A 21,713-nucleotide genomic window follows, 5' to 3' on the forward strand; every position below is an offset into this window, starting at 1 on the left:
AAAGATGAAAAACGTGCGCGCACCGGAAATACAGACTGTTTCGCTGGATGGCCAAACGCTTCGCGTGGGCATCTGGCGTGGCAACGAGACTTCGCCGCCGCTCGTCGTGTTCAACGGCATCGGCGCGAATCTCGAACTGATTCAGCCATTCGCCGATGCGCTCGGCGATGTCGAAGTCGTCGTCTTCGATGTTCCCGGCGTCGGCGGATCGCCCGCGCCGCTCGTGCCGTATCGCTTCGCGACGCTCGCGGTGATGACCGACAAGCTGCTCGGGAAGCTCGGCTACGAAGGGCCGGTCGACATTCTCGGCGTGTCGTGGGGCGGCGCGCTGGCGCAACAGTTCGCGTATATGTATCCGTATCGCTGCCGCAGGCTGGTGTTGGCCGCGACATCGCCGGGCGTCATCATGGTGCCGGGGCGGCTATCGGTGCTGTCGAAGCTCGTCGGCGCGCGGCGTTATCGCGATCCGGACTATCTGCGGGAAGTGGGCGCGGAGATTTACGGCGGCGCTTACCGGCGCGATCCCGCGCTGCTGGCGGAACATGGCCGTCACATTCGCGCGCCGGGCGGACGCGGATACATGTATCAACTGCTCGCGACGTGCGGATGGAGCAGCCTGCTCTGGCTCGGCTCCCTGCGCCAGCCGACGCTCGTCATGCACGGCGACGACGATCCCATCGTTCCGCTCGTCAACGCGCAAATCCTTGCACGCCGCATCCGGCGCGCGACGCTGCATGTCATCGAGGACGGGCATCTGTTTCTCATCACGCGAACATGCGAAGTCGGGCCGCTGGTGCGCAGTTTCCTGGCGAGCGAATAGCGAAAGAAGCGCGTATCGTGTCGAATACCTCGGACTCGCATCGTGCTTCATGAACCTCATTCGCCTCGACATGCGGCGCGCGATCGTCATCGCCGCCGCCAGCTTCATGCTCGCGCTGACAGGATGCGCGTCTTCTTCACGCGATGCGCAATCGTCGCTCGATGCCGCGATTAACGGATCGCAACGCAGCGACAAGGCGAGGGCGCGCGACGTCTATCGTCATCCGAGAGAAACGCTGCAGTTCTTCGAGCTGACTCCGACACAGGCGGTGCTCGAAATCGCGCCGGGCGGCGGGTGGTACACGGACATACTCGCGCCCTATCTGCACGATTCGGGTCAGCTTTACGAGGCGCAATATCTGAGCATATCCGCCGATCTCGCCGCCGAGGACAGCGAAACCGACGCCGCTTATCGGCGCAAGCTCGCGGCTGCGCCCGCGGTGTATGGAAACGTCGTCGTCGGCACGTTGCACGCGGGGCGCTTCATCGGCTTTAACGCGCATGAGCGGTTCGACCGCGTGTTCACGTTCAGGAACATCCATAACTGGATCAAGGACGGCCAGATCGATGCAAACCTGCGCGCGTTCAATGACGCGCTCAAGCATGGCGGCGTGCTCGGCGTGGAGGAGCATCGCGCGCGGCCGGGAACGACCGTGCAGCAAATGATCGATTCCGGCTACGTGACCGAAGCATTCGTGATCGAGCACGCGCAAGCAGCGGGTTTCGTGCTGGTTGCGCGCAGCGAGATCAACGCGAATGCAAAGGATACGAAGGACTATCCGAACGGCGTGTGGTCCTTGCCGCCCACTTACCGGGGCGGCGATGTCGACCGGTCGCGTTACGCCGCCATCGGCGAGTCGGATCGCATGACGCTCAGGTTCGTCAAGCCTTAGTGACGTCTCAGACCTGAGCGATGCCGCCGTCCACGAAGAATTCCGCGCCCGCGACGAAGCTCGATTCATCGGATCCGAGGAACAGCACGACCTTCGCGACTTCGTCCGGATCGCCGACGCGTCCGAGCGGCACGTTCGACGCCATGTAGTCGAGCAGGCCTTGCTGCTGCGCCTGATCGGGGCCGGCCAGCTCGACGAGACCAGGCGTTTTCACCGGCCCCGGGCTGACGACGTTCACGCGAATTCCGCGATCCTTCAGGTCCAGCGTCCAGCTACGCGCGAGGTTGCGCACGGCCGCCTTCGACGCGCTATAGACGCTGAACGCGGCGGTGCCCACGCTGCCCGCCGTCGACCCGGTCAGGATCACCGACGCGCCGTCGCGCAGCAGCGGAAGCGCCTTCTGAACGGTGAAGATCGTGCCCTTCACGTTGCGCCCGAACGTGTCTTCGTAGTGCTCTTCGGTGATCGCGCCGAGCGGCAGCATCGAGCCGCCGCCGGCGTTGGCGAACAGCACGTCGATGTGCGAATGCTTCTGCTGAACGGCATCGTAGACGCGGTCGATATCCGAGAGGTTCGACATGTCCGCGCGGATGCCGACGACGCGGCCCTTCATCGACTCGACAGCCGCGTCGAGCTCCTTCTGACGACGGCCGGTGATGAACACCGACGCGCCTTCCGCCGCGAAACGCGCCGCCGTTGCATAGCCGATTCCGCTGGTGCCGCCCGTCACGACCACGACCTTGTTTTCGAATTTGCCAGTCATTTGAGTTCTCCGTTGGTTTCGCGTCGCACGTTGCGTCGCGTTGAAGACATCATGCCGATGAGACAATCGGCGCGGTAGACTGCGAAACTGGGTTTGATAGTTCCAAAAATGGGTCAATCGAGGCATTCGGCATGGCGGACATCAACGATTACGTTCTATTTGCGGAAGTCGTCGGGCATGGAGGCTTCGCGGCGGCGAGCCGCGTCCTGCGCACGCCTAAATCGACGATCAGCCGACGCATCGCCGGGCTCGAAGCGCGGCTCGGCGTGCGCCTGATCGAACGTTCGACGCGCCGCTTTCGCGTGACCGACGTCGGACAGGCGTTCTACGAGCGTTGCCGGACGATCGTGCTCGACGTACAGCAAGCCGATTCGGTCGTCTCCGAAGCGCTCAGCGAACCGCGCGGCGTGATCCGCTGCAGTTGTCCGCTCGGTCTCATGCCGACTTTGTCGAAGGCATACAACACGTTTCTCACGCGCTTTCCGAAGGCGCGCTTGCAGGTGATCGCCGTGGATCGTCCCGTCGATCTGATCGAGGAACGCATCGACATTGCCATTCGCGTGCGCGTCAGGCTGGACACGGACGCGTCGTTGATCGTGCGGACGCTGGGGCATTCGAGCCGCATTCTGGTGGCCGCGCCCGTCGTCGCGTCGCTTTGCACGAGCGGCGACATTGCGGTGTTATCGACATTGCCGACGCTCGCGACCACCGATCAGATGGGCGAGATCGAATGGCAATTCACCGGACCGGATGGCGCGTCGCATACGATCCGCAGCGAGCCGCGCATGACGTGCGTGGACTATGTCTCACTGCGCGATGCGACGATGGCTGGGCTCGGCGTCGCCTTGCTGCCGGATCACGTTTGTCGCGAGCAGGTTGCGAGCGGCGAGCTCGTGCATGTATTTCCGTCGTGGAAAACCGAAACCGGGATCGTCCACCTCGTCTTTACGACCCGTCGCGGGCTGCCGCCTGTCGTCCGCGCGTTCATCGATCATGTGGCGTCCATCTTTCAGCTTTGAATCTCGCTCACGGAATGCGATAGCTGCCGGTCTTCTTGCCGACGTAGTTATATGTCCCTTTGTCCGAGGGCAGGGCGACGACTTGCTGCCAGTCGAACTGACCTTCGATGCCCTTGTATTTTCCCGTGCCCGAGCCGATCGTTCCCTTGCCCTTGGGCGTGCCGCCCTGATACGTGTAGGACTCGATGAACTTGTCGCCGTCCTTGTCCGAATAGACGCAATATCCGGTCGCCGTGCCCGCGCTGAAGCCGGCTTCGACGCAGCGCGCGGTGACGTTCTGCATCAGCGGCGATTTGTTGTTCGTCATCAGGAGCGTGGATTCGAAGAGATACACGGCGTCATCGCCGCTCACGCTGATATTGCGCACATCCGCGCCGGATGCGGTGTACGTGGCTTCGATATTGCCTTGCTTCGGAAGCGTCTGCGCCCAAGCGGCGGATGCGCCTGCCATCAGGCTCAGAACCGGCAACGCAAGGAGTTTCGTTGAACAGGGGAAACGGGTCATGATCAACCTCCAAAATTTTCTTCAGAACATATGGTTCGAGTTCCTAACTAATTCGAGCGAGCTTCGTCGCGGACGGATGCCTTTCGGACGGCGCTTGCACATCCCGTTATAGAAGTTTCAATCTGAAAGGTCCAGCGATTCGTCCGCACCGGTCCGGACGTTCGCGATGAAGCACGAACGTACGCGTTCCGCGCTACGCCGCCCGGCGGCTATGACAAAATCGGCCTCATGAGGCCTCCTTCCCCAACCGTTCCCATCTCGGTCGTCAACGGCTTCCTTTCGGGCGCCGACCGCGCCGCGGTCATCCGGCTCGCGGAGCATTCCGGCATTCCGCACGAGCTGCTCGGCATGCCAGCCGCGCGCGTCACACAGGAGCAGTTTTCGACGCTTTATCGCCTGCTTGCGATGGAACTCGACGACGAGATGCCGGGAATCTTCGCGCGTCCGCTGCGCAACGGCACGCTCAAATTTCTGTGTTTGAGCCTGCTCGACGCGCCGCGTCTGGAGGTCGCGCTGCATCGCTTCGGGCAGTTCTTCCATCTGGTGCTCGATGAATTCCAGCTCGTGTCGCGCCGCGAGGGACCGTATGCGACCGTCGAATTCGTCGCGAATCCCGCTGGACCGCCCGCGAGCGCGCTCGCGCGGGAACTCGTGCTGAAGCTCGTGCACGGCGTCGCGTCGTGGCTGATCCGCGCGAAGATTCCACTCATCGAAGCGGCGTTCGAATTCATGCGGCCCGCGCAGTCCGGCGATCTGCTGTACCTGTTTCCGGGGCCGGTGCGTTTCGGCCGCGACCGCACGCTCATCGCGTTCGATGCGCGCTATCTCGACCGCCCGATCCGTCAGCGCAAATCCGACCTCGACGCGTTTCTTCAGCGCGCGCCGGAGGACTGGATTTTCGTGTCGTTCACGGAAGAGATGGTGTGTCATCGCGTGCGGCAGTGCATCGCGACGGGCCTGCCGTCGACGCCGACCGTCGATGCCGTCGCGCAGCAGTTGCACTATTCGATGCGCACGCTCTGCCGACGTCTCGAAGCCGAGGGCACGACCTTTCAGGCGATCAAGGACGAAGTGCGCCGCGACATCGCGATCCAGCGTCTCACCCGTTCGAACGATGCCATCGCGGCCATTGCATACGACGTCGGCTTCGATAATCCGACCGCGTTTCATCGCGCGTTCCGTCACTGGACCGGCAGCACGCCCGCGGCGTACCGGCAAAGAAAAGGCGAGTGACGCGCCCAAAAGCGGCCGGCGCGTTTGGCAGATTTTGTCAGTGAAAGGGCAGATTCCGGTAGCTAAGGATTTCGGCGGCGTTGATACCATGCATCGCAACACATCAACGTTTGTTTGCCACAGCGCGCGTTTCGTCGAAAGGCTGTGGGCCCAGGAGTCATCGATGAATTACACGCCGCCCGTCAAGGAAATGATGTTTGTCATGGAAGAGCTGGCAGATATTGCAAGCATCAGCCAGCTTCCCGGACTTGCCGATTCGAACGCGGACACAGCGCTTGCCATTCTCGACGAAGGCGCGAAACTCGCCGTCGAAGTCATCGCGCCGCTGAATGCGCGCGGCGACCAGCAGCCGAGCGAGTGGCGCGACGGCGAAGTGACGGCGACGCCCGGTTTCGCCGATGCCTTCCGTCGATACACGGAAGGCGGCTGGCAAGGCATCAGCCATCCGGCCGAATTCGGCGGACAAGGGCTCGCGAAACTGATCGCGTCGCCGTGCATCGAGATGCTGAACGCGTCGAACCTTTCCTTCGCGCTGTGCCCGCTGCTCACCGATGGCGCCATCGAAGCGTTGCTGCTCGCGGGCTCGGACGAACTGAAGGCGCGCTATCTGCCGAAGCTGATCGAAGGCGTCTGGACCGGCACGATGAATCTGACCGAGCCGCAAGCCGGCTCCGATCTCGCGCTCGTGCGTTCGCGCGCCGAACGGCAGGGCGACGGCACCTACAAGGTGTTCGGCACCAAGATTTTCATCACCTGGGGCGAGCACGACATGGCCGAGAACATCGTCCATCTCGTGCTGGCGCGCACGCCGGACGCGCCCGAAGGCGTGAAAGGCATCTCGCTGTTCGTCGTGCCGAAGTTGCTCGTCAACGACGACGGCAGCCTCGGCGCGCGCAACGACGTGCATTGCGTGTCGATCGAGCACAAGCTCGGCATCAAAGCGAGCCCGACCGCCGTGCTCCAGTACGGCGATAACGGCGGCGCGACCGGCTATCTCGTCGGCGAAGAGAATCGCGGCCTCGAATACATGTTCGTGATGATGAACGCGGCGCGCTTCGGCGTCGGCTTGCAGGGCATCGCGCTGTCCGACGCCGCTTATCAGAAGGCCGCCGACTATGCGAAGGAACGCGTGCAGAGCCGTCCCGTCGATGGTTCGAGCGCGGGTTCCGTCGCGATCATCCGTCATCCCGACGTGCGGCGCATGCTCGGCACGATGCGCGCGATGACCGAAGGCGCGCGTGCGCTCGCCTACGTCGCGGCTGCGCACGCGGATATCGCCCATCATCACGACGACGCCGACACGCGCGCCCGCCATCTCGCGCTCAACGAATTCCTCGTGCCGGTCGTGAAAGGCTGGAGCACCGAAATGGCGAACGACGTGACGAGCCTCGGCGTTCAGGTTCACGGCGGCATGGGTTTCATCGAGGAGACCGGCGCGGCGCAGCTCTATCGCGACGCGCGCATCCTCGCGATCTACGAAGGCACGACGGCGATTCAGGCGAACGATCTCGTCGGCCGCAAGACGCTGCGCGATCGCGGCGCGACGGCGCAGGTGCTGCTCGCGCAGATCGACGAGACGCTCGACGCTCTGAAATCCGTCGATGCCGGCGATGCCGCGCGCGTTTTCGATTCGATGCATCGCCGTCTCGCCGATGGCCGCGACGCGCTCGCGAACGTCGTCGCCTACGTGCTCGAATCCGCGAAGCGCGATCCGAACGCGGTGTTCGCGGGCAGCGTGCTGTATCTGAAGCTCGCGGGCATCGTGTTGTCGGGCTGGCAGATGGCGCGCGCGCTGCTCGTCGCGCAAGCCAGACGGGCCGACGATCCGGCGTTCCACGGCGCGAAGATCGCGACCGCGCACTGCTTCTCCGAATACGTGCTGACGCAGGCGCGCGCGCTGGAAACCGCGATCGTCTCGGCGCACGGCGACGATCCGCTGTTCACATTGAGCGAGGCGCAATTCTGACGCCTGCGCGCGAAATCAACAGGAGCGATGCAATGCGTGAAGTAGTGGTGGCAAGCGGCGTGCGAACTGCGATCGGCGACTTCGGCGGCAGCCTGAAGGATTTCTCTCCGACGCAACTCGGCGCGATGATCGTGCGCGAAACGCTTCAGCGCGCGAACGTCGCGGGCGACGACGTCGGTCACGTCGTCTTCGGCAATGTCGTGCATACGGAACCGAAGGACATGTATCTCGCGCGCGTCGCGGCGATCGACGGCGGCGTCGCGCAGCACGTTCCGGCGCTGACGGTGAACCGGCTGTGCGGATCGGGCTTGCAGGCCATCGTATCGGCTGCGCAGACGATCATGCTCGGCGACGCGGACATCGCGATCGGCGGCGGCGCGGAATCCATGAGCCGCGCGCTCTACGCGTTGCCGGGCGCGCGCTTCGGGCAGCGCATGGGCGACGGCAAGCTCGTCGACATGATGCTCGGCGCGCTGCACGATCCCTTTCAGACAATCCACATGGGCGTGACGGCGGAAAACGTGGCGCGCAAATACGGCATTTCCCGCGAGGCGCAGGACGCGCTCGCGCTCGAATCGCATCGCCGTGCGGCGCGTGCGATCGCGGAAGGCCGTTTCGGCGAGCAGATTCTGCCGATCACCGTGCGCGCGAAAAAAGGCGATGCCGTCTTCGACACCGACGAGCACGTCCGCCACGACGCGCGCCCGAGCGACTTCGAAAGCCTGAAGGCCGTGTTCGTCAAGGAGAACGGCACGGTGACGGCCGGCAACGCATCGGGCATCAACGACGCGGCGGCGGCCGTGCTGCTGATGGAGCGTGGCGAAGCCGAGCGGCGCGGCGCGAAACCGCTCGCGCGGCTCGTGTCCTACGCGCACGCGGGCGTCGATCCGGCGTATATGGGCATCGGTCCCGTGCCCGCGACGCGCAAGGCGCTGGAACGGGCGGGTCTGTCCGTCGATCAGCTCGATGTCGTCGAGGCCAACGAAGCGTTCGCCGCGCAGGCGTGCGCGGTGACGAACGAGCTCGGACTCGATCCGCGCAAGGTGAATCCGAACGGTTCGGGCATTTCGCTCGGGCATCCGGTCGGCGCGACGGGCGCGCTCATCACGGTGAAGGCGCTTTATGAACTGAAGCGCATCGGCGGGCGTTACGCGCTCGTCACGATGTGCATCGGCGGCGGTCAGGGCATCGCGGCGATCTTCGAAAATCTTCAGTGAATCAGCCGAACGCGGGGACGACCTGCAGGAGCGGCTCGGGCTTCACCGCGATCTCGCCGGAGAATGGGCGGTCGTGCGAGAGAATCAGCAGCATGGTCGTCGCGAGACTCGCGCAGAAGAGCCCGATCGCGACGGCCGATGTCAGCCGGTTTTCGCCATGAACGAGCGCGATCGCGAAGACGAGACACACGGCGAGAAAGCCGAGGCACAGCCATTTGATGCCGCTGACTTCGGACCGGCTCACCAGAATGCGCTCGCGGCGCGCTTCGAGCGCCCGTTCCAGCGATACCGCTACCTGCCGCTGCGCGGTCTGCTGTCCGGGGGTTATCGCGGGCAGGGCGAGCGCGAACTGAAGCGCCTTGTTCAGCGTCGGCGGACTGATTTTCAGCGTGACCGCGCCTTGCGCCATCATCGGCCATTCCGTATTGACGGTGTATTCGATGTATTCCCGGATCAGCTTGCGCAACTGGATCTGCGCGTCTGGCGGAAAAGCGGCGGACAGCACGACGACGGATCGCAGCGCGCCGGCTTCGGCATCGACGGCGCCGTTGGCGCGCGCGGTGTCGTTCCAGACCTGCGCGGCGGTGAACGCGATGAGCAAGCCGAAGATGACGCCGATCGGCGAAAGCAGGCCCGGCGAAAGCGTCGTGAAGGCGCGCCGATGCGCGCTGGCCGCGAGCCGGCCCGTTACGAAGTGGATCGCCGCCCCCGCGACGCCCGTCGCGCCGAATACCACGAGCGTCATCTGCCAAAGCGGAAGGTTGTGCAACCAGGTGCTCGTCATCGGATGCGCTCCGTGGACCCGAACGGAGCACATTAAATCACAGTCGATGGGGGGCTTCGAAGGTGCCCGTGCGGATTTCGCCGCTGGGCTGATAGCGGGTGATAGCCGCTTCCCGAACGTCAGCACATTCGCGGCGCGAAAATCGACGCGGCGGTGAGTGCGGGCCACGCGCTAGCGAATTTTCTGTTGGCGGTCGAGTTCGCCGAGGTTCGCGAAGAATTCGTTGCCGTCGACGTGGTCAGCGCGATCGATTTGCGTATGCCCGATGGCAAGGGATTGATCGTCGGTTTCATGGGGTCGGCTATGTTCACGGTCAATTCAGTCAAGGAATGAACAACCGAATCTCGACCATATTCAGTCCCGTAGCAACGCGATTCCGCCCAAAATCGCCCGATTCACCGCCAAAGCACCATAAAAAAATCCCGTATAGTTAATGACTTGCGGGATTTTTGTTTTGGCGACCCACAAAATGACCCACGTCTGTCACGGCCTTTGATGTGCCGTTGGTCTGACATTGAGCGTTGCCGTTCGAATTGATACAAACGGTCCTCACATCTTTCTTGTGGCGTGTCGGAGCGAAGAGCGACACGTCCTGACGCATCGCTAACTCGCACGACTTGGAATGCTCTCGCAAGCGGGGAGCAAGCGAGAGCGGGACTTACCCGACATCAATATGACGCTAGCTATTTCTGGCTATTGAACTTCGCGAACAATCCGCTTTCTGCAACCTTCGATAGACTTCTCGTCAGTCTGCGCTATTCCATACGCATATTTGCAATATTCAGAAAGCTCTTTTTGGATGTCAGGTGATAGCTCATTCGCAGGAAAAGGATTTCCCTCATTTGCGAACGGATTGACGAACTCTCTTCGAAGCGTCAGCCTCCTTTTCAAGAAGTAGATGACGTTATCCTCATGATCGATATAGGAATGGTAATATCCGATGCTCAACCAAAATCCGAGCGTGAGCAAAGCAAAAACCATAAAAATAGCAGCAACGTTTCTCTTTCTATTCATAGAAATTACTTCCCCGGATCGGCAAGTGACAGTTCCGAGCGCAGCAATTTAACAATATCCATTCCGAGATTTCCGGGGCACGCGCGTCCCTTTTTTGTTGCGAGTTGCTGATATTCACGGTGCCCGCCTAACCTTTGAATATCGAAGAATTCCACGAGCACGCTACACAACGCTTTGCTTGCCTTTATTTGTTCAAGCGTTGGTTTGTCATGCCACAAAACAACCTGGTCCGTTAAAATTCCGCGAATATTCTTAATCTTATCAACCAACGATAAGCGGCTATATTCTTCCTGATACGCTTCACCAGCTTGCACAAGATCGGCAAGAAAAACTATTCCTATCTTACCCGTGTTATCGCCGGCGACGTGCTCGCCGGTGAACCGTATATCGCGACCTTCATAGATTTCACCTTGGCACGAAATAGCGTAGTGGTATCCGGCATCATCAAATGGCGGGCTTCTACCCATGTCTTCTGCTTGAACGCGCTGCATTTCCTCAATAGAGGGCGCGCCACACGAATAACTTCGGCCAGCGTGATGCAAAACAATATCTTGGTAGTCCCAATAACTATCCTTCAATACTTTTCGCGGCGGTTTTGCGTGCCATTCCGATCGCTCGATCAGCTTGTAGCCCTTTCTTGAAAGCGCATTAATGATCGCCTGCCGGGTCGCCGCACGATTATTCACAGAGATGGCTATCGCATCATCTTTACTGCTTCCCAGCGCTGAACGACTCGATGTCCAGTGTTCGATCTTGTAATCCGTGCTCATGTGCTTAAGCTCCTCTTCCGGGGTTTAGCTCCCGTTTGGGTGACGAGAACGAGACGTGGATATCGATAGCACTCACGCCATCTGTCTCAATTTTTGCGTAGCCGTTGGCGTCTGTCTTTCCGGATTGTTCGACGCCGGACACGCGCGCAACATACTTCTGATCGCGTAGCGGCTCACCGGTAACGCTGTCCTGCACATAGAACCAACTCGTATGCTTGCCTTCGCGGGCTGCCTGTGTAGGTGGCGCTGCAATTGGAGCACCACCATCTGTTGATGTGTGAGTCCCGTCTCCTTTCCCGTCCCTTATCAAGAACTCGGGATGCCCCGAAAGCACGCGATTCTGCCCACACGGACAAAGCACTCGATCCATATGCCTGACGAGCGGTAGCCCTTCGTCGAGCATCGTGTCGGCAGTGCCCAATATCGGAAAACCACCTTCACAATTCCCACAACTAGCAATGTCGTTGCGGCGTGAGAGCGTTCGCCCGTTCTCCGCGAAGAACGACGAAGAGCCGCCTAGAACTCGGCCTCGCGTAGTCGTCCAATCGCCTTTTCCAACCAGCTTGTCAGTCATGCAATGCTCGCCGCTCTATCGGCAAGGATCATTGATTCGTTATGCTTGCTTTTTGGCATTTGTTTCTATCCCTGTCGTGAATGCTCGCCCGGTTTGAGCGGCATCGTCAGCATACGAAGGCAGCGACCACGCGCAAGCAGCCGACGACATAGACACGGCGAAATCAACGAATTTTTACGGCATCATAAAATCAGCGCTGCGGAGTTCTGTCGTATTCGGCGAATCTGGCGCGTGGTTGCGCAGGGACGGGCTTGGCAGCCTTTAGTGAGTTTTCCAACCCGCGACGGTCGCGCAATGCGAGCGAAGCGATAGAACCCCAAGCGCCAAAAGGACCGTTGACGCATGGTGCTTTGGCACGCCTATGGGCGGGACGTGGCAGGGAATCCGAAAGGGTTGCCGGTAATGGTTGTACTCACCCGGTCTGCCACCCTTGTCACTGTTCCCGCCCGCCCCTTCCATCGAAGGGCGCGGCTCCGGGCTTCACACAGGAGTGAGACATGGGTAATCGAAGCGTCCATTCTGTCACAGGCACAGTCAGGATCGAGCATCGGCTGAGTCAGACAGCCGTGACTATCAAACGGACGCAAGACATCATCGCACAACAGAAGCAGACGCTTTGCGCTGAACAGGCGGCAAAGCTGGATGCCGTTGAGTCCAGTCTGTTGGCGGCATTGGCAAATGCCAGATTGTCAATACAGCTTTTGCAATCGGTGCGCGCCATGCTTCGACCGATGGACGCCGCCGAACAACAGCTTTTCGATGAGCTTGTTAAATGCGGCGTCGTGTCAAAGACCAGCGCGCGAACATAAAGGGAACCGTCTATCGCTCGAATGTCCGCAATTGACATGCGAACGTTCGCGTGAGGCGTTCGCATTGTCCGCACCAATTCGCACCTGCGTCGGAACGTGCCAGTCTAAATGAGCATGAGTGCATTCGTTCATGCGTACACCTTTGCGAATACTTAGCTACTGAGTATTTGCGCGTCATCGCGCCCGCATAGCGATTCTGATTTAGGAAGGACCCGCGCCGCCGTTTTTCAACCACCCCCCGTGCGAAGCGCATTTCGGGGCATGGGGTGTCGATGCGAGTCATGTGTTGTTCGCCAGTCGCGCTCGGCATTCGCGCAGAAATTTGTTTAGGCGGCGCGCTCTTCCAGCCGCTGCGATGCGCTTCTATATAGGCGCTGGCGCATTCGTCGAACGTGATCGCTTTCGCTTTGGCCGTTTCGTCGGCGGCGCGGTCTTTCTGCTTGGCGTCGAGCGGGTCAATCCCGTCGAGCAGGAGCCGCCGACATTCGAGCGCGCGTACGGGCGTCGGCGAGTCCGATCGTGTGGAGTGGCCCGAGACCCATGTATCGGGCGCGGCCCTGCCGCATGTAGCGGAACAGCCACGTTGACGCCGTTCTTTGTAATCTGTAAGTACAGCCCGTTCCCGTCACAGTAGTTCCCGGCGCGGCAGTCTTGTTGGCGAACGCCTGAGAGAGACGATTGATTGCGTTTGCCATGATTGAACCCACATATCGACCCACAAAATAATAGCGGATTCGCGCGGAAAGGTGCGGATTGATGCGGTTAGCATTTCCCTCTATTTAATTGATGTATAAGGGATTCTTGGATCGATGTGCAAAAGCATGGAATGCAAATGGGCGGACCCACTCACCGCCCGAGCCCGCTCGCCGCGATCTGCTGCTCGACATACTGCGCGAAGAGCGCGTGCATGCGCGTCGTCGGATGCAGTTCGTCGGCGAACATGTACGTCTGGTCCGCGTTCGACGTCACGTAGGTCGCCGGCGAGCACAGCAGCGACGTATCGTGCGGCGTCTTCGACGGATCGCACGCCTGCGCCGTGTTCGACACGGTGAATCCGTTGGCCTGATAGTTCGCGATGGTCTGCGTCGTCCACGTATAGGAATCGACGACGATGACCTTGCCTTGCAGCCCGTTCGTCTGCAACGCCGAGGTCAGCGTCGCATTGAAAAGCTGCGACAGTTGCGTGAGGTTGCCGCCGCCATCGGACTGGCGGAGGCCATCGGGCGAGAGTCCGATATTCGGCACGTTCACCACCACCACATGCGTGGCTCCGCTCTGCACGATCTTGCCGACGAGTTGCGCGAGCGTCGTCGCGGCGGTCTGCACGGTCGTGTTGGCGGCGGGCGGCGTGCCCGCGCGCAGAACATCGTTCGCGCCGGCCCAAACGAGCACGAGCTGATTCGAATTGAAACTTCCGTGCGACGACAGATAGCTCGAAATCTGCTGATTGACCGGCATTTCAATATCGCCGATCACATCGGTCAGGAACTGGTTCTGATCGGCCGGCGTGGCGACCGTGGAACCGCCTTGCGCGTAGCCCAAACCGCTTTGCGGCTTCAACTCGTGTCCGAGGTCGATCGTGAATGCCGCCGTCAGCGTGTCGCCGTAATACTGCGCGACATCCTGCGTCCAGACCTGGCCCGGATTGGTCGTGAAGCGCCCGCCTTTGACCGCGCTCGCGATGGGCGCGTACGTGCCGACATCCGACAAGCTGTCGCCGAACGCGACGACCTGCAGCTTCACGCCGCCCGCCGGCGCGGACGGACTCGTTCCGCCCGAGTCGCTATCGCTGCCGCTGCCGCCGCCGCATGAGGTAAGCAGTGCAATCAGCACGGCAGAAATTGCGCGGCGAATGCCGGGCGTGATTCCGATCTGGCGCATCGCTCCTCCGTCTCATCCTTGTCCGGGGCGGCTTCGCGCGCGTCGACGGAATGTCGTCCGGCGAGGAAGAAGTCGCGGCTCCGGGTATCGATGGCAACGTCAAGCAAGAAAGATGCGCTTCCCACTCCAGCGTCAGTAACCCGCTTATTCCGTCCCGCAGTCGTTGCAGGTGTTGTCGATGTACCTCGCCGGTTTGCCGTGCGTGGGCGGGCTGATCTGCATATAGCCGCCATCCAGGATGTTGTGACGCACGACGTTCCCGCTATAGTCGACGCCGCCTTCACCATTCGCCCCGCCCGTGATGTTGCCCCCGTTGACCATGCGGTTGCATTCGAGCACGTTGCCGCCGGTGTCCTGCGTGGCGTCGTTGTTCTCGGGGCCCATGCGGCAGTTGTCGGCGAGGTTGTAGGCCACGCGCCCGTTCACCGAGCCCACGAGCGCGATGCCGTACAGCGGGCAGTTGGCGAACGAGTTGAACATCAGCACGGCGCCGGTGCCGCCGCCCTGGCCTTCGGTCTGGAACATAGACTGGCCGAAGAAATCGCGGAAGCTGTTGCCCGCGAGGACGAAGTTGTCGACCGCGCCATTGGTCTGGACGGGAATGTCGTATTCGCCGGGGCGATCCCATTCGCGGATACGCGTCGGATTCGCGCCCACGAAGTTGCAGCCGACGAGACTGTTGCCCGTCGACGGCCCTTCGTAATTGAACATGTTGCCGTTGTTGCGGATCGTCTTCCTGAGCGTCACGCCCGGCTCGCACTGTAGATGCCGGTTGCTGGCCGTGACGACGACCGTGTGATTGAGCAGATACGTGCCGGCGGGCACCAGCACATCGCCGGCATCGATGGCGGCCTGGAACGCCTTGGTGTCGTCGGTCTTGCCGTCGCCGGCCGCGCCGAAATCCTTCGGGCTGCGCGGATCGACGAGCTTCGGCGGCGTGAACGACGTCAGCGGACAACTCGGCGTCGCCGGGACCGGCGAACTCGTGAGCGTGGCGCGATGCGCGCCGCCGTAGTTCTCGTTCCTCAGCCGATGCCACCAGCGCACGAAGGTTTGCCAGTTCAGCCGGTTCAGAACCCGGCCATCGTCCCAGACTGCGTAGACCGTCTGCACATGCTGCGTCACGCGTGGTGTGTTTATCGCGAGCACGGAAACAACAATCATTATTACGACAACCCAAATGGATTTCTTCATTTGCCTTCCGTACGCGCATTGAGATTCACGATGACGAGGCTCCGATGACGCCGCGCGCAGCCGCCACTCTCGCACGTTATGAACGTGGACTTCTGCACGGTAGCGCACCCGGCAAGCGCGCAAACTGCCCGGGCGTGCCAGCATGACCGTGCAGAATCGCGGGGTTCGCGCATGGCATCGGCGCGCGCCGTGCTGTGGCGAACAGTTCGCGCATGCCGTTTGATGCACTCTCCCCCGGTGCGCAAGCAAGCATCCGTCTTGCGCGGATCGAGGTCAATTTGCCGGAGGGAGAGTGCTGACCGCAACAGTGCAATCGCTAAGAGAACGTCTGCTCGGGGTTCATCAGGATCACAAGCGCATCGCGAGGAGCGCCTTCGTCCTGCTGCTGTTCGTTCTTGCCGGGAAGCTGATCGGCGCATCGAAGGAAATGGCGATCGCGTATCGATACGGCGTCAGCGGCACCGTCGATGCCTATCAGCTCGCGCTCACGATCATTACCTGGCTGCCCGCGACGATCACGAATCAGTTGAGCGTGCTGCTCGTGCCCGCGCTCGTCGCGCTCAGGAACGACAAGCACCGGCAGAACCAGCTTCTCAGCGAGCTCGAGGGCGCGGGGCTTGCCATCGGCATCGTGGTATCGCTGCTGCTGTATTTTTTGTGGCCGCACATGGTCGGTCTCTTCGCCGGAACGCTCTCCGAATCGACGCGCGAAATGTGCCGGCAGATGGTCGTCGGGATGACGCCGGTCGGCGTGCTGGCCTTCACGATCTGCATTTCGGCGGCGCGGCTCCAGGCATCCGAAAGGCACATCAACACGCTGCTGGAATGCGTGCCGGCCATCGCGCTGCTGGTGTTCGTGCTGAGCGCGCGCAACAACACGTCGATCATGCCGCTCATCGTCGGCACGACGATCGGCATCGTGATTCAGGCCGTGTGGCTGCGCATCCTCGCCCGGCGCGCCGATGGCGTGCCCGCGCGCCCGCGTCTCTCCGTGCGCGCGCCGCATTGGCCGGGCATGACGCGCTCGCTCGGCATGTTGCTGATCGGCTCGGTGGTGGCGAACCTGTGGCTTCCCGTCGATCAATACTTCATGGCGCATATGGGCGATGGCGCCATCGCGACGCTCGGCTACGCGAACCGGCTGCTGTCGCTGCTCGTGAGCATGGGCGCGATCGCGATCAGTCGGGCGACCTTGCCGATTCTTTCGGAAATCCTGCATCGCGGCGATCACGCGCGGGCGCGCAGCACGGCGCGCAAATGGTCGTTCGTGATGCTGGGCGTGGGAACGGTCGGCGCGATGATCGCCTATGCGCTTGCGCCGTACGCGATCAAGCTGCTGTTCCAGAAGGGCGCGTTCACGAGCGAGGACACGATCGCGGTCACGAGCCTGTTCCGCTGCGGGCTTTCGCAGATTCCGTTTTCGTTCGGGATGTGCGTGCTCATTCAGTCGTTCGCGAGCGAGGCGCGCTACAAGGCGATCACGGTCATTTCCGTGCTGGGATTCGCGACCAAGCTAGCGGCCACGGCGATTCTGATCCGCTTTTTCGGATCGCAGGGCGTGCTGCTCGGGACCGGCGTGGGCGCGGCGAGCGTCTTCATCTCCTACTTCTTCCTCACCAGTTTCGCGCCGACCGCTACCGCACCGCGTTCCGATAGCCAGTGATTCATCGGCAGTCAGCCGCTCCGTTCGCGCGAGCGGCTGACCCGGTCCAAGTCCTACGCGCCCCGCACCATCACGCCATGACCGCGACGCTGCATTTCGGTGTCGTCCTCGGCGCTGTAGTCGCGGTCGAGCGCGGCAGCCGCCGCATACACGCCCGGTTCCTCGATGACGCCCGCATGGTTGCCCGGCACTTCCGCGACCGTCAGCCCACGGCGCGCAATCTTGCGCCAGAGCGGCAGCGGATCGCCCCGGTCTTCCTCGCGCGACGCGGCCCGTACGTAGACGATCGGGCCGCCTTCGTACGGCTTCGGCCGATAGTTGTTCATCGCGGCGCGGAACGTGTCGCGCATGCGCCGCAAAACCGGCGGCATCGGATCGGCGGATGCGACTTGCGCCGGCGTCTGCGGCACGCGGCCGAGGCGCATCGCCAGCTTGTTCCCGGCGGCCGACAATTTAGCGCCCGCAAAACCGACGCGTTCGCGCGGCGACATCCGCGCGAGCGTCTTCCATAGACGGCTCGCGTAATCGCGGCGGAATTCGAGCAGCGCGAACCACGGCAGCCAGCGTTCCTGCACGTAGGTGTCGAGCAGACACACGAACTCTGTCTGCTCGCCTGCGCCGAACAACTGCTGCGCGATTTCGAGCGCGACCAGTCCGCCGAACGAGAATCCGGCGAGCGCATACGGGCCGTTCGGCTGAACCTTGCGAATCTGCTCGACGTAAGTCTTCGCCATGTCCTCGACGCGGCGTTGCGGCGCCGTCTCGCCATCGAGCCCGAGCGCCTGAAGGCCGTACACCGGGCGCTCCTTGCGCATATTGCCGATCAGGCGCGTGCATTCGAGCACCGATCCCGTCACGCTATGCACGAGGAAGAGCGGGACGCCTTCGCCTTCGCGCATCGGCACGAGCACTTCCGATGTCTGCGGCAGCGCGCCGTTGTCGATGACATCGGCGAGCTTCGCGATGGTCGGCGCGCGCAACATCGTCGAGAGCGGGATTGGCCGTCCGATGATCGGTTGCAGTTCCGCCAGCAGACGCGCCGCAAGCAGCGAATGTCCGCCGAGTTCGAAGAAATTGTCGTCGCGAGCGATCGGGGCGAACGCGAAGAGCTGCTCCCATTTGGTCTGCAACAGCCGCTCCAGTTCCTCGCGCGTCGCGTAGCTCTGCGGCACGTCGCCGGATCGCGGCTGCAACGCGGGATGATGACGGATCGCATCGAGCGATGCCGGATTGCGCAGCGCGGCGGCGTTGGTCACATCGAGCCCGTTGACGGCATTGCGCACCGCGGCTTCCGTCAGCTTGCCGCTATGCGTGACCGGCAGATCGTCGACGGCCGCGATCACGTCGGGGACATGGGCGGCGGACGTGCGGCTCACGAGATCGCGCCGGATGCGCGCGATCAGCGTGCCGGTGAGCCGCGCGCCGGCTTTCAGCGTCACGAGCAGCACGAGCCGTTCGCCGACCGGATTGCCGGGCGCATCGGCATCGGCATCGGCGGCGCGCACGCGCTGCTGAACGACGATGCCCTCGCGAATCTCGGGAATGTCGTTGAGCACGCGATAGATCTCGCCCGGCCCGACATTGATGCCGCGCACGACGAGCACGCCGTCGCTGCGTCCGTGCAGACGCGCCGTGCCTTCCGGCGGAAACTCGATCTGATCGCCGTGCGTCCACAAGCCCGCATTGGCGCTGAAATACGCCTTGTGAAAGCGCTCGCCGTCCGGATCGTTGAGAAATCCGAGCGGGCGCGACGGGAACGGGTTCACGCACACCAGATCGCCGACGCCTTGCGTGCGCGCGCCGTCGCGCCACGCCTGCACATCGAACGCGAGGCTCTTGCATTGCGCCTCGCCCGCATAAACCGGCAGGTCCGGGTTGCCGAGCACGAAGCAGCCGAGGATGTCGGTGCCGCCGGAAATCGACTGCAATCGCAGCGGCTTCACGTTGTCGCGGACCCATTCGAACTGCGCGTCGAAGAGGATCGCGCCGGTGGACATCATCGCGTGAAGGCCGCCCAGATCGAATTCGCGCGACGGCACGAGCCCGGCGTCCTCGCACATCTTCAGATACGCGGGACTCGTGCCGAACACGTTGACGCGTTCTTCGGCGACGAGCCGCCACAACGTATCGACCGATGCGATCGGCCCGTCATAGGTAACGATTTCGACGCCCGACGCGAGCGCCGACAACTGCCAGTTCCACATCATCCACGCGCAACTCGTGTGGAAGAACATGCGGTCGCCCGGCCGGAGATCGCAATGCAGCCGATGCTCCTTCAGATGCTCGATGAGGCTCCCGCCCGCGCCGTGCACGATGCATTTGGGCTTGCCGGTCGTGCCGGACGAGAACATCACGAAGAGCGGGTGATTGAAGTTAAAGCGCTTCCATTCGACCCGCGCCGGATCGCCGGCCGCGAGCAGCGCGTCCAGCGAGTTGACGGGCGGCGCGGCATGCACGGCCGACGGATCGCCATCGAGACTGACGATGCCCGCAAGCGTTGGGAGCGCGTCGGCGAGCATCGATATCTTCTTGTCGAGCGGCGTGCCGGTGTCGAACGGCTTGGCGGCGGTATGCGCGAACAGGAAGCGCGGTTCGAGTTGCGTGAAGCGGTCGAGCAGCGTTTCGATGCCCATTTCCGGCGCGGCGGTGGACAGCGTCGCGCCGATCGCGGTCACGGCGAGCGCGGTGACGATCGCATCGGCGTCGTTGCGCATCACGCCCGCGACGCGGTCGCCTTCGCGCAGGCCGAGTTGCGTGAGCGCGTCGGCGAGACGAGCCACGCGCGCACGCAAGTCGCCGCGCGTAAAGCGCACGCGGCGGCCATCGGCGTGACAGGCGGTGAGCGCTGGCGAATCCGCGGGCGCAATCGAGAAGCCGAGCAGATTCTCAGCGTAATTCAGCGTGACGTCGGGGAAAAACCGCGCGTGTTCGCAACTATCGCCGACGCATACCGGCTCGGCTTTGCCCGACCACGTCAATCCTGGCGCCCATTGCAGAAAGGACTTCCAGAAGCCGCGGTAATCGCGGATCGAGAAGTCGTGTAACTCGCTAAAGTCTTTTAATGGCTGGCCGGATTGCGCTCGCAGCGCCGCGGTGAATGCGGATATCTGCGATGGTGTGGTTTGGACGGTTTCCTGGACAAAAATCGGCAGACGCGACTTCGCCTCGCCGGGCGATTCCGAACGATCCATGAAGTGGCTCCCTCAGCAGTTATGGCAATACCTTTGGGCACTCGGTTTGCCTTCTTTTTTAAATCTCTGGATTGTCTGCGGCGCTTTTTCGCGCTCTCGAATAGGTCCGATTCCGGCGGACATGTGCCATCGACGATTAAGCGTATCCAGACAGATCGCCCGGTAATGTGCGGAGAGAAACACAAGTCGTTCGCTGATTAATGAAGCGCGTTGGGAGTCGGTAGGAATGACGCGAATCGCCGGCTGGTCATGCCATATTATTTAATCAGGGGCTGAAGAGTTAATTCGCGACCTCGCGCGACCGAAACAATGCGATTTGCGATGCGTGAATTCGACACGCTTATAAACATCGAATAACCGGTATGCGTGGCATTCCTAATTGGAAAGATTATGAAAGATTCGTGATGCTATTCGTCAGGCCGCCGTAAGTGTGTGCGGTTCCTGCTGCTCTAAGATGATGCACGCAACGATATTTCCAGCACGGACAATAAGCGTCGTGCATCATGTCATGTCGCCTGAAAAAATACTCCGAACGCAACATGCATTTTCCGGCAAGAAGAAAGTTCATTGCCCTCGCGCTGGCGGCATGCGTGGGCGGCGTCATAGCGGCGCGCGCGCTCGAACACGATAGCGAACGAGCCGACGGTATCGCGTACGGCACGGATCCGCGCGAGCGGCTCGACGTCTATGCACCCGATTCGGGCACGCAGGGAAATCGCCCGGTCGTCGTGTATTTCTACGGCGGAGGCTGGCAAAGCGGCCATCGCAAGGACTCGCGCAATATTGCCGAGGCGCTCGCCGCGCACGGCATCGTGACCGTCGCGCCGGATTACCGCATTTATCCGCAAGCCGTTTTCCCCGGCTTTCTCGATGACGCCGCCGCCGCCGTGCGCTGGGCACGCGATCACGCGCACGAATACGGCGGCGATCCCAATCGCATCTTTCTGATGGGGCATTCCTCCGGCGCGCACTTGGCGTCCATGCTCGCAACCGATCCGCGCTATCTCGCCACGCAAGGCATCGCGAATACTTCGCTGCGCGGGATGATCGGACTCGCCGGTCCGTACGCCGCGATCCCGACGAGCGATCCCCACATGGACGAGATCTTTCCGGCGGCGTTGCGCGCGGGTGCGTTGCCGATCGCGTTCATATCGGGAGACGAGCCGCCGATGCTGCTCGCCGCAGGCACGGCCGACACCGATGTCGATCCGCGCAACAGCGATCGCTTCGCGGAAGCGCTGCGCGCGCATCATGACGCCGTCGTGCTGAAGAAATACGCGGGATACGGCCACGACACGATCATCGACACGTTCTCGGCGTCGCGCCGCAAGGATTCGCCCGTTCTCGCCGACGTCGTCGCGTTCATCGGCGCGCATTGAACGAGGCCGCGTCGGTTCGCCGCACGCGTGCTCCGGTGG

At 62.2% G+C, this 21,713-nt stretch carries 18 protein-coding genes; 10 read left to right on the forward strand and 8 right to left on the reverse strand.

Annotation, left to right across the window (positions count from 1 at the left end; genetic code table 11):
* Positions 1–4 precede the first annotated feature (4 nt).
* Entirely contained in the window at positions 5–820 is an 816-nt protein-coding gene (phaZ, locus tag NCS00_RS25350) for a poly(3-hydroxyalkanoate) depolymerase (RefSeq protein WP_008347529.1), read from the forward strand.
* A gap of 49 nt (positions 821–869) precedes the next feature.
* Positions 870–1,712 (forward strand): class I SAM-dependent methyltransferase, encoded by an 843-nt coding sequence (locus NCS00_RS25355; protein WP_250441296.1) that lies wholly within the window; start codon positions 870–872, stop codon positions 1,710–1,712.
* Positions 1,713–1,719: 7 nt separating this feature from the next.
* Here the strand turns inward: NCS00_RS25355 and NCS00_RS25360 are convergent, their stop codons facing one another.
* Complete coding sequence (locus NCS00_RS25360; protein ID WP_250441297.1) at positions 1,720–2,475, reverse strand: SDR family NAD(P)-dependent oxidoreductase; 756 nt, start codon at positions 2,473–2,475, stop codon at positions 1,720–1,722.
* 131 nt (positions 2,476–2,606) lie between these two features.
* On the opposite strand from NCS00_RS25360, the gene NCS00_RS25365 reads away from it, so the two are divergent.
* A complete protein-coding gene (locus tag NCS00_RS25365) occupies positions 2,607–3,494 on the forward strand; it encodes a LysR substrate-binding domain-containing protein (protein ID WP_175980514.1) in 888 nt (295 codons plus the stop codon).
* Positions 3,495–3,501: 7 nt separating this feature from the next.
* Here NCS00_RS25365 and NCS00_RS25370 read toward each other — a convergent pair whose 3' ends face one another.
* Complete coding sequence (locus NCS00_RS25370) at positions 3,502–3,999, reverse strand: hypothetical protein (RefSeq protein ID WP_051079011.1); 498 nt, start codon at positions 3,997–3,999, stop codon at positions 3,502–3,504.
* Positions 4,000–4,227: 228 nt separating this feature from the next.
* On the opposite strand from NCS00_RS25370, the gene NCS00_RS25375 reads away from it, so the two are divergent.
* From NCS00_RS25375 to bktB, 3 genes are all read left to right on the forward strand, one after another.
* Entirely contained in the window at positions 4,228–5,232 is a 1,005-nt protein-coding gene (locus tag NCS00_RS25375) for an AraC family transcriptional regulator (RefSeq protein ID WP_081851888.1), read from the forward strand.
* A gap of 163 nt (positions 5,233–5,395) precedes the next feature.
* The gene (locus NCS00_RS25380; RefSeq protein WP_250441298.1) at positions 5,396–7,198 is read left to right on the forward strand and encodes an acyl-CoA dehydrogenase; all 1,803 of its coding nucleotides are present in this window, start codon (positions 5,396–5,398) and stop codon (positions 7,196–7,198) included.
* Between the two features lie 32 nt (positions 7,199–7,230).
* Positions 7,231–8,415 carry a beta-ketothiolase BktB gene (bktB, locus tag NCS00_RS25385; protein ID WP_008347546.1) on the forward strand — a complete coding sequence of 395 codons (1,185 nt, stop codon included), beginning with the start codon at positions 7,231–7,233 and terminating at the stop codon, positions 8,413–8,415.
* Between the two features lies 1 nt (position 8,416).
* Here the strand turns inward: bktB and NCS00_RS25390 are convergent, their stop codons facing one another.
* Positions 8,417–9,199 (reverse strand): bestrophin-like domain, encoded by a 783-nt coding sequence (locus NCS00_RS25390; protein WP_008347548.1) that lies wholly within the window; start codon positions 9,197–9,199, stop codon positions 8,417–8,419.
* Positions 9,200–9,352: 153 nt separating this feature from the next.
* On the opposite strand from NCS00_RS25390, the gene NCS00_RS25395 reads away from it, so the two are divergent.
* Positions 9,353–9,532: a hypothetical protein gene (locus NCS00_RS25395; RefSeq protein WP_250441299.1), complete on the forward strand. Its 180-nt coding sequence runs from the start codon at positions 9,353–9,355 to the stop codon at positions 9,530–9,532.
* A 686-nt stretch (positions 9,533–10,218) separates the two neighbouring features.
* On the opposite strand, the gene NCS00_RS25400 is transcribed toward NCS00_RS25395, so the two are convergent.
* Both NCS00_RS25400 and NCS00_RS25405 read right to left on the reverse strand, forming a co-directional pair.
* Positions 10,219–10,983 (reverse strand): peptidoglycan recognition protein family protein, encoded by a 765-nt coding sequence (locus tag NCS00_RS25400; RefSeq protein ID WP_175980518.1) that lies wholly within the window; start codon positions 10,981–10,983, stop codon positions 10,219–10,221.
* A 4-nt stretch (positions 10,984–10,987) separates the two neighbouring features.
* Complete coding sequence (locus NCS00_RS25405) at positions 10,988–11,557, reverse strand: PAAR domain-containing protein (protein WP_175980519.1); 570 nt, start codon at positions 11,555–11,557, stop codon at positions 10,988–10,990.
* Positions 11,558–12,054: 497 nt separating this feature from the next.
* On the opposite strand from NCS00_RS25405, the gene NCS00_RS25410 reads away from it, so the two are divergent.
* A complete protein-coding gene (locus NCS00_RS25410; RefSeq protein ID WP_250441300.1) occupies positions 12,055–12,366 on the forward strand; it encodes a hypothetical protein in 312 nt (103 codons plus the stop codon).
* Positions 12,367–13,212: 846 nt separating this feature from the next.
* On the opposite strand, the gene NCS00_RS25415 is transcribed toward NCS00_RS25410, so the two are convergent.
* Both NCS00_RS25415 and NCS00_RS25420 read right to left on the reverse strand, forming a co-directional pair.
* The gene (locus tag NCS00_RS25415) at positions 13,213–14,247 is read right to left on the reverse strand and encodes an SGNH/GDSL hydrolase family protein (protein ID WP_250441301.1); all 1,035 of its coding nucleotides are present in this window, start codon (positions 14,245–14,247) and stop codon (positions 13,213–13,215) included.
* A 144-nt stretch (positions 14,248–14,391) separates the two neighbouring features.
* On the reverse strand, positions 14,392–15,441 hold the full coding sequence (locus tag NCS00_RS25420) for a glycosyl hydrolase family 28-related protein (protein ID WP_144403709.1): 1,050 nt from the start codon (positions 15,439–15,441) through the stop codon (positions 14,392–14,394).
* A gap of 292 nt (positions 15,442–15,733) precedes the next feature.
* Between NCS00_RS25420 and murJ the strand changes: the two genes are divergently transcribed.
* Positions 15,734–17,104 carry a murein biosynthesis integral membrane protein MurJ gene (gene murJ / locus NCS00_RS25425; protein WP_250441302.1) on the forward strand — a complete coding sequence of 457 codons (1,371 nt, stop codon included), beginning with the start codon at positions 15,734–15,736 and terminating at the stop codon, positions 17,102–17,104.
* Positions 17,105–17,157: 53 nt separating this feature from the next.
* Here the strand turns inward: murJ and NCS00_RS25430 are convergent, their stop codons facing one another.
* Complete coding sequence (locus tag NCS00_RS25430; protein WP_250441303.1) at positions 17,158–20,295, reverse strand: acetoacetate--CoA ligase; 3,138 nt, start codon at positions 20,293–20,295, stop codon at positions 17,158–17,160.
* A 539-nt stretch (positions 20,296–20,834) separates the two neighbouring features.
* Here NCS00_RS25430 and NCS00_RS25435 point away from each other — a divergent pair.
* Positions 20,835–21,674 carry an alpha/beta hydrolase gene (locus NCS00_RS25435; RefSeq protein WP_250441304.1) on the forward strand — a complete coding sequence of 280 codons (840 nt, stop codon included), beginning with the start codon at positions 20,835–20,837 and terminating at the stop codon, positions 21,672–21,674.
* Positions 21,675–21,713: the final 39 nt, after the last annotated feature.

The sequence above is a fragment of the Caballeronia sp. AZ1_KS37 genome, from assembly GCF_023631165.1.
Classification (GTDB): Bacteria; Pseudomonadota; Gammaproteobacteria; order Burkholderiales; family Burkholderiaceae; genus Caballeronia; species Caballeronia zhejiangensis.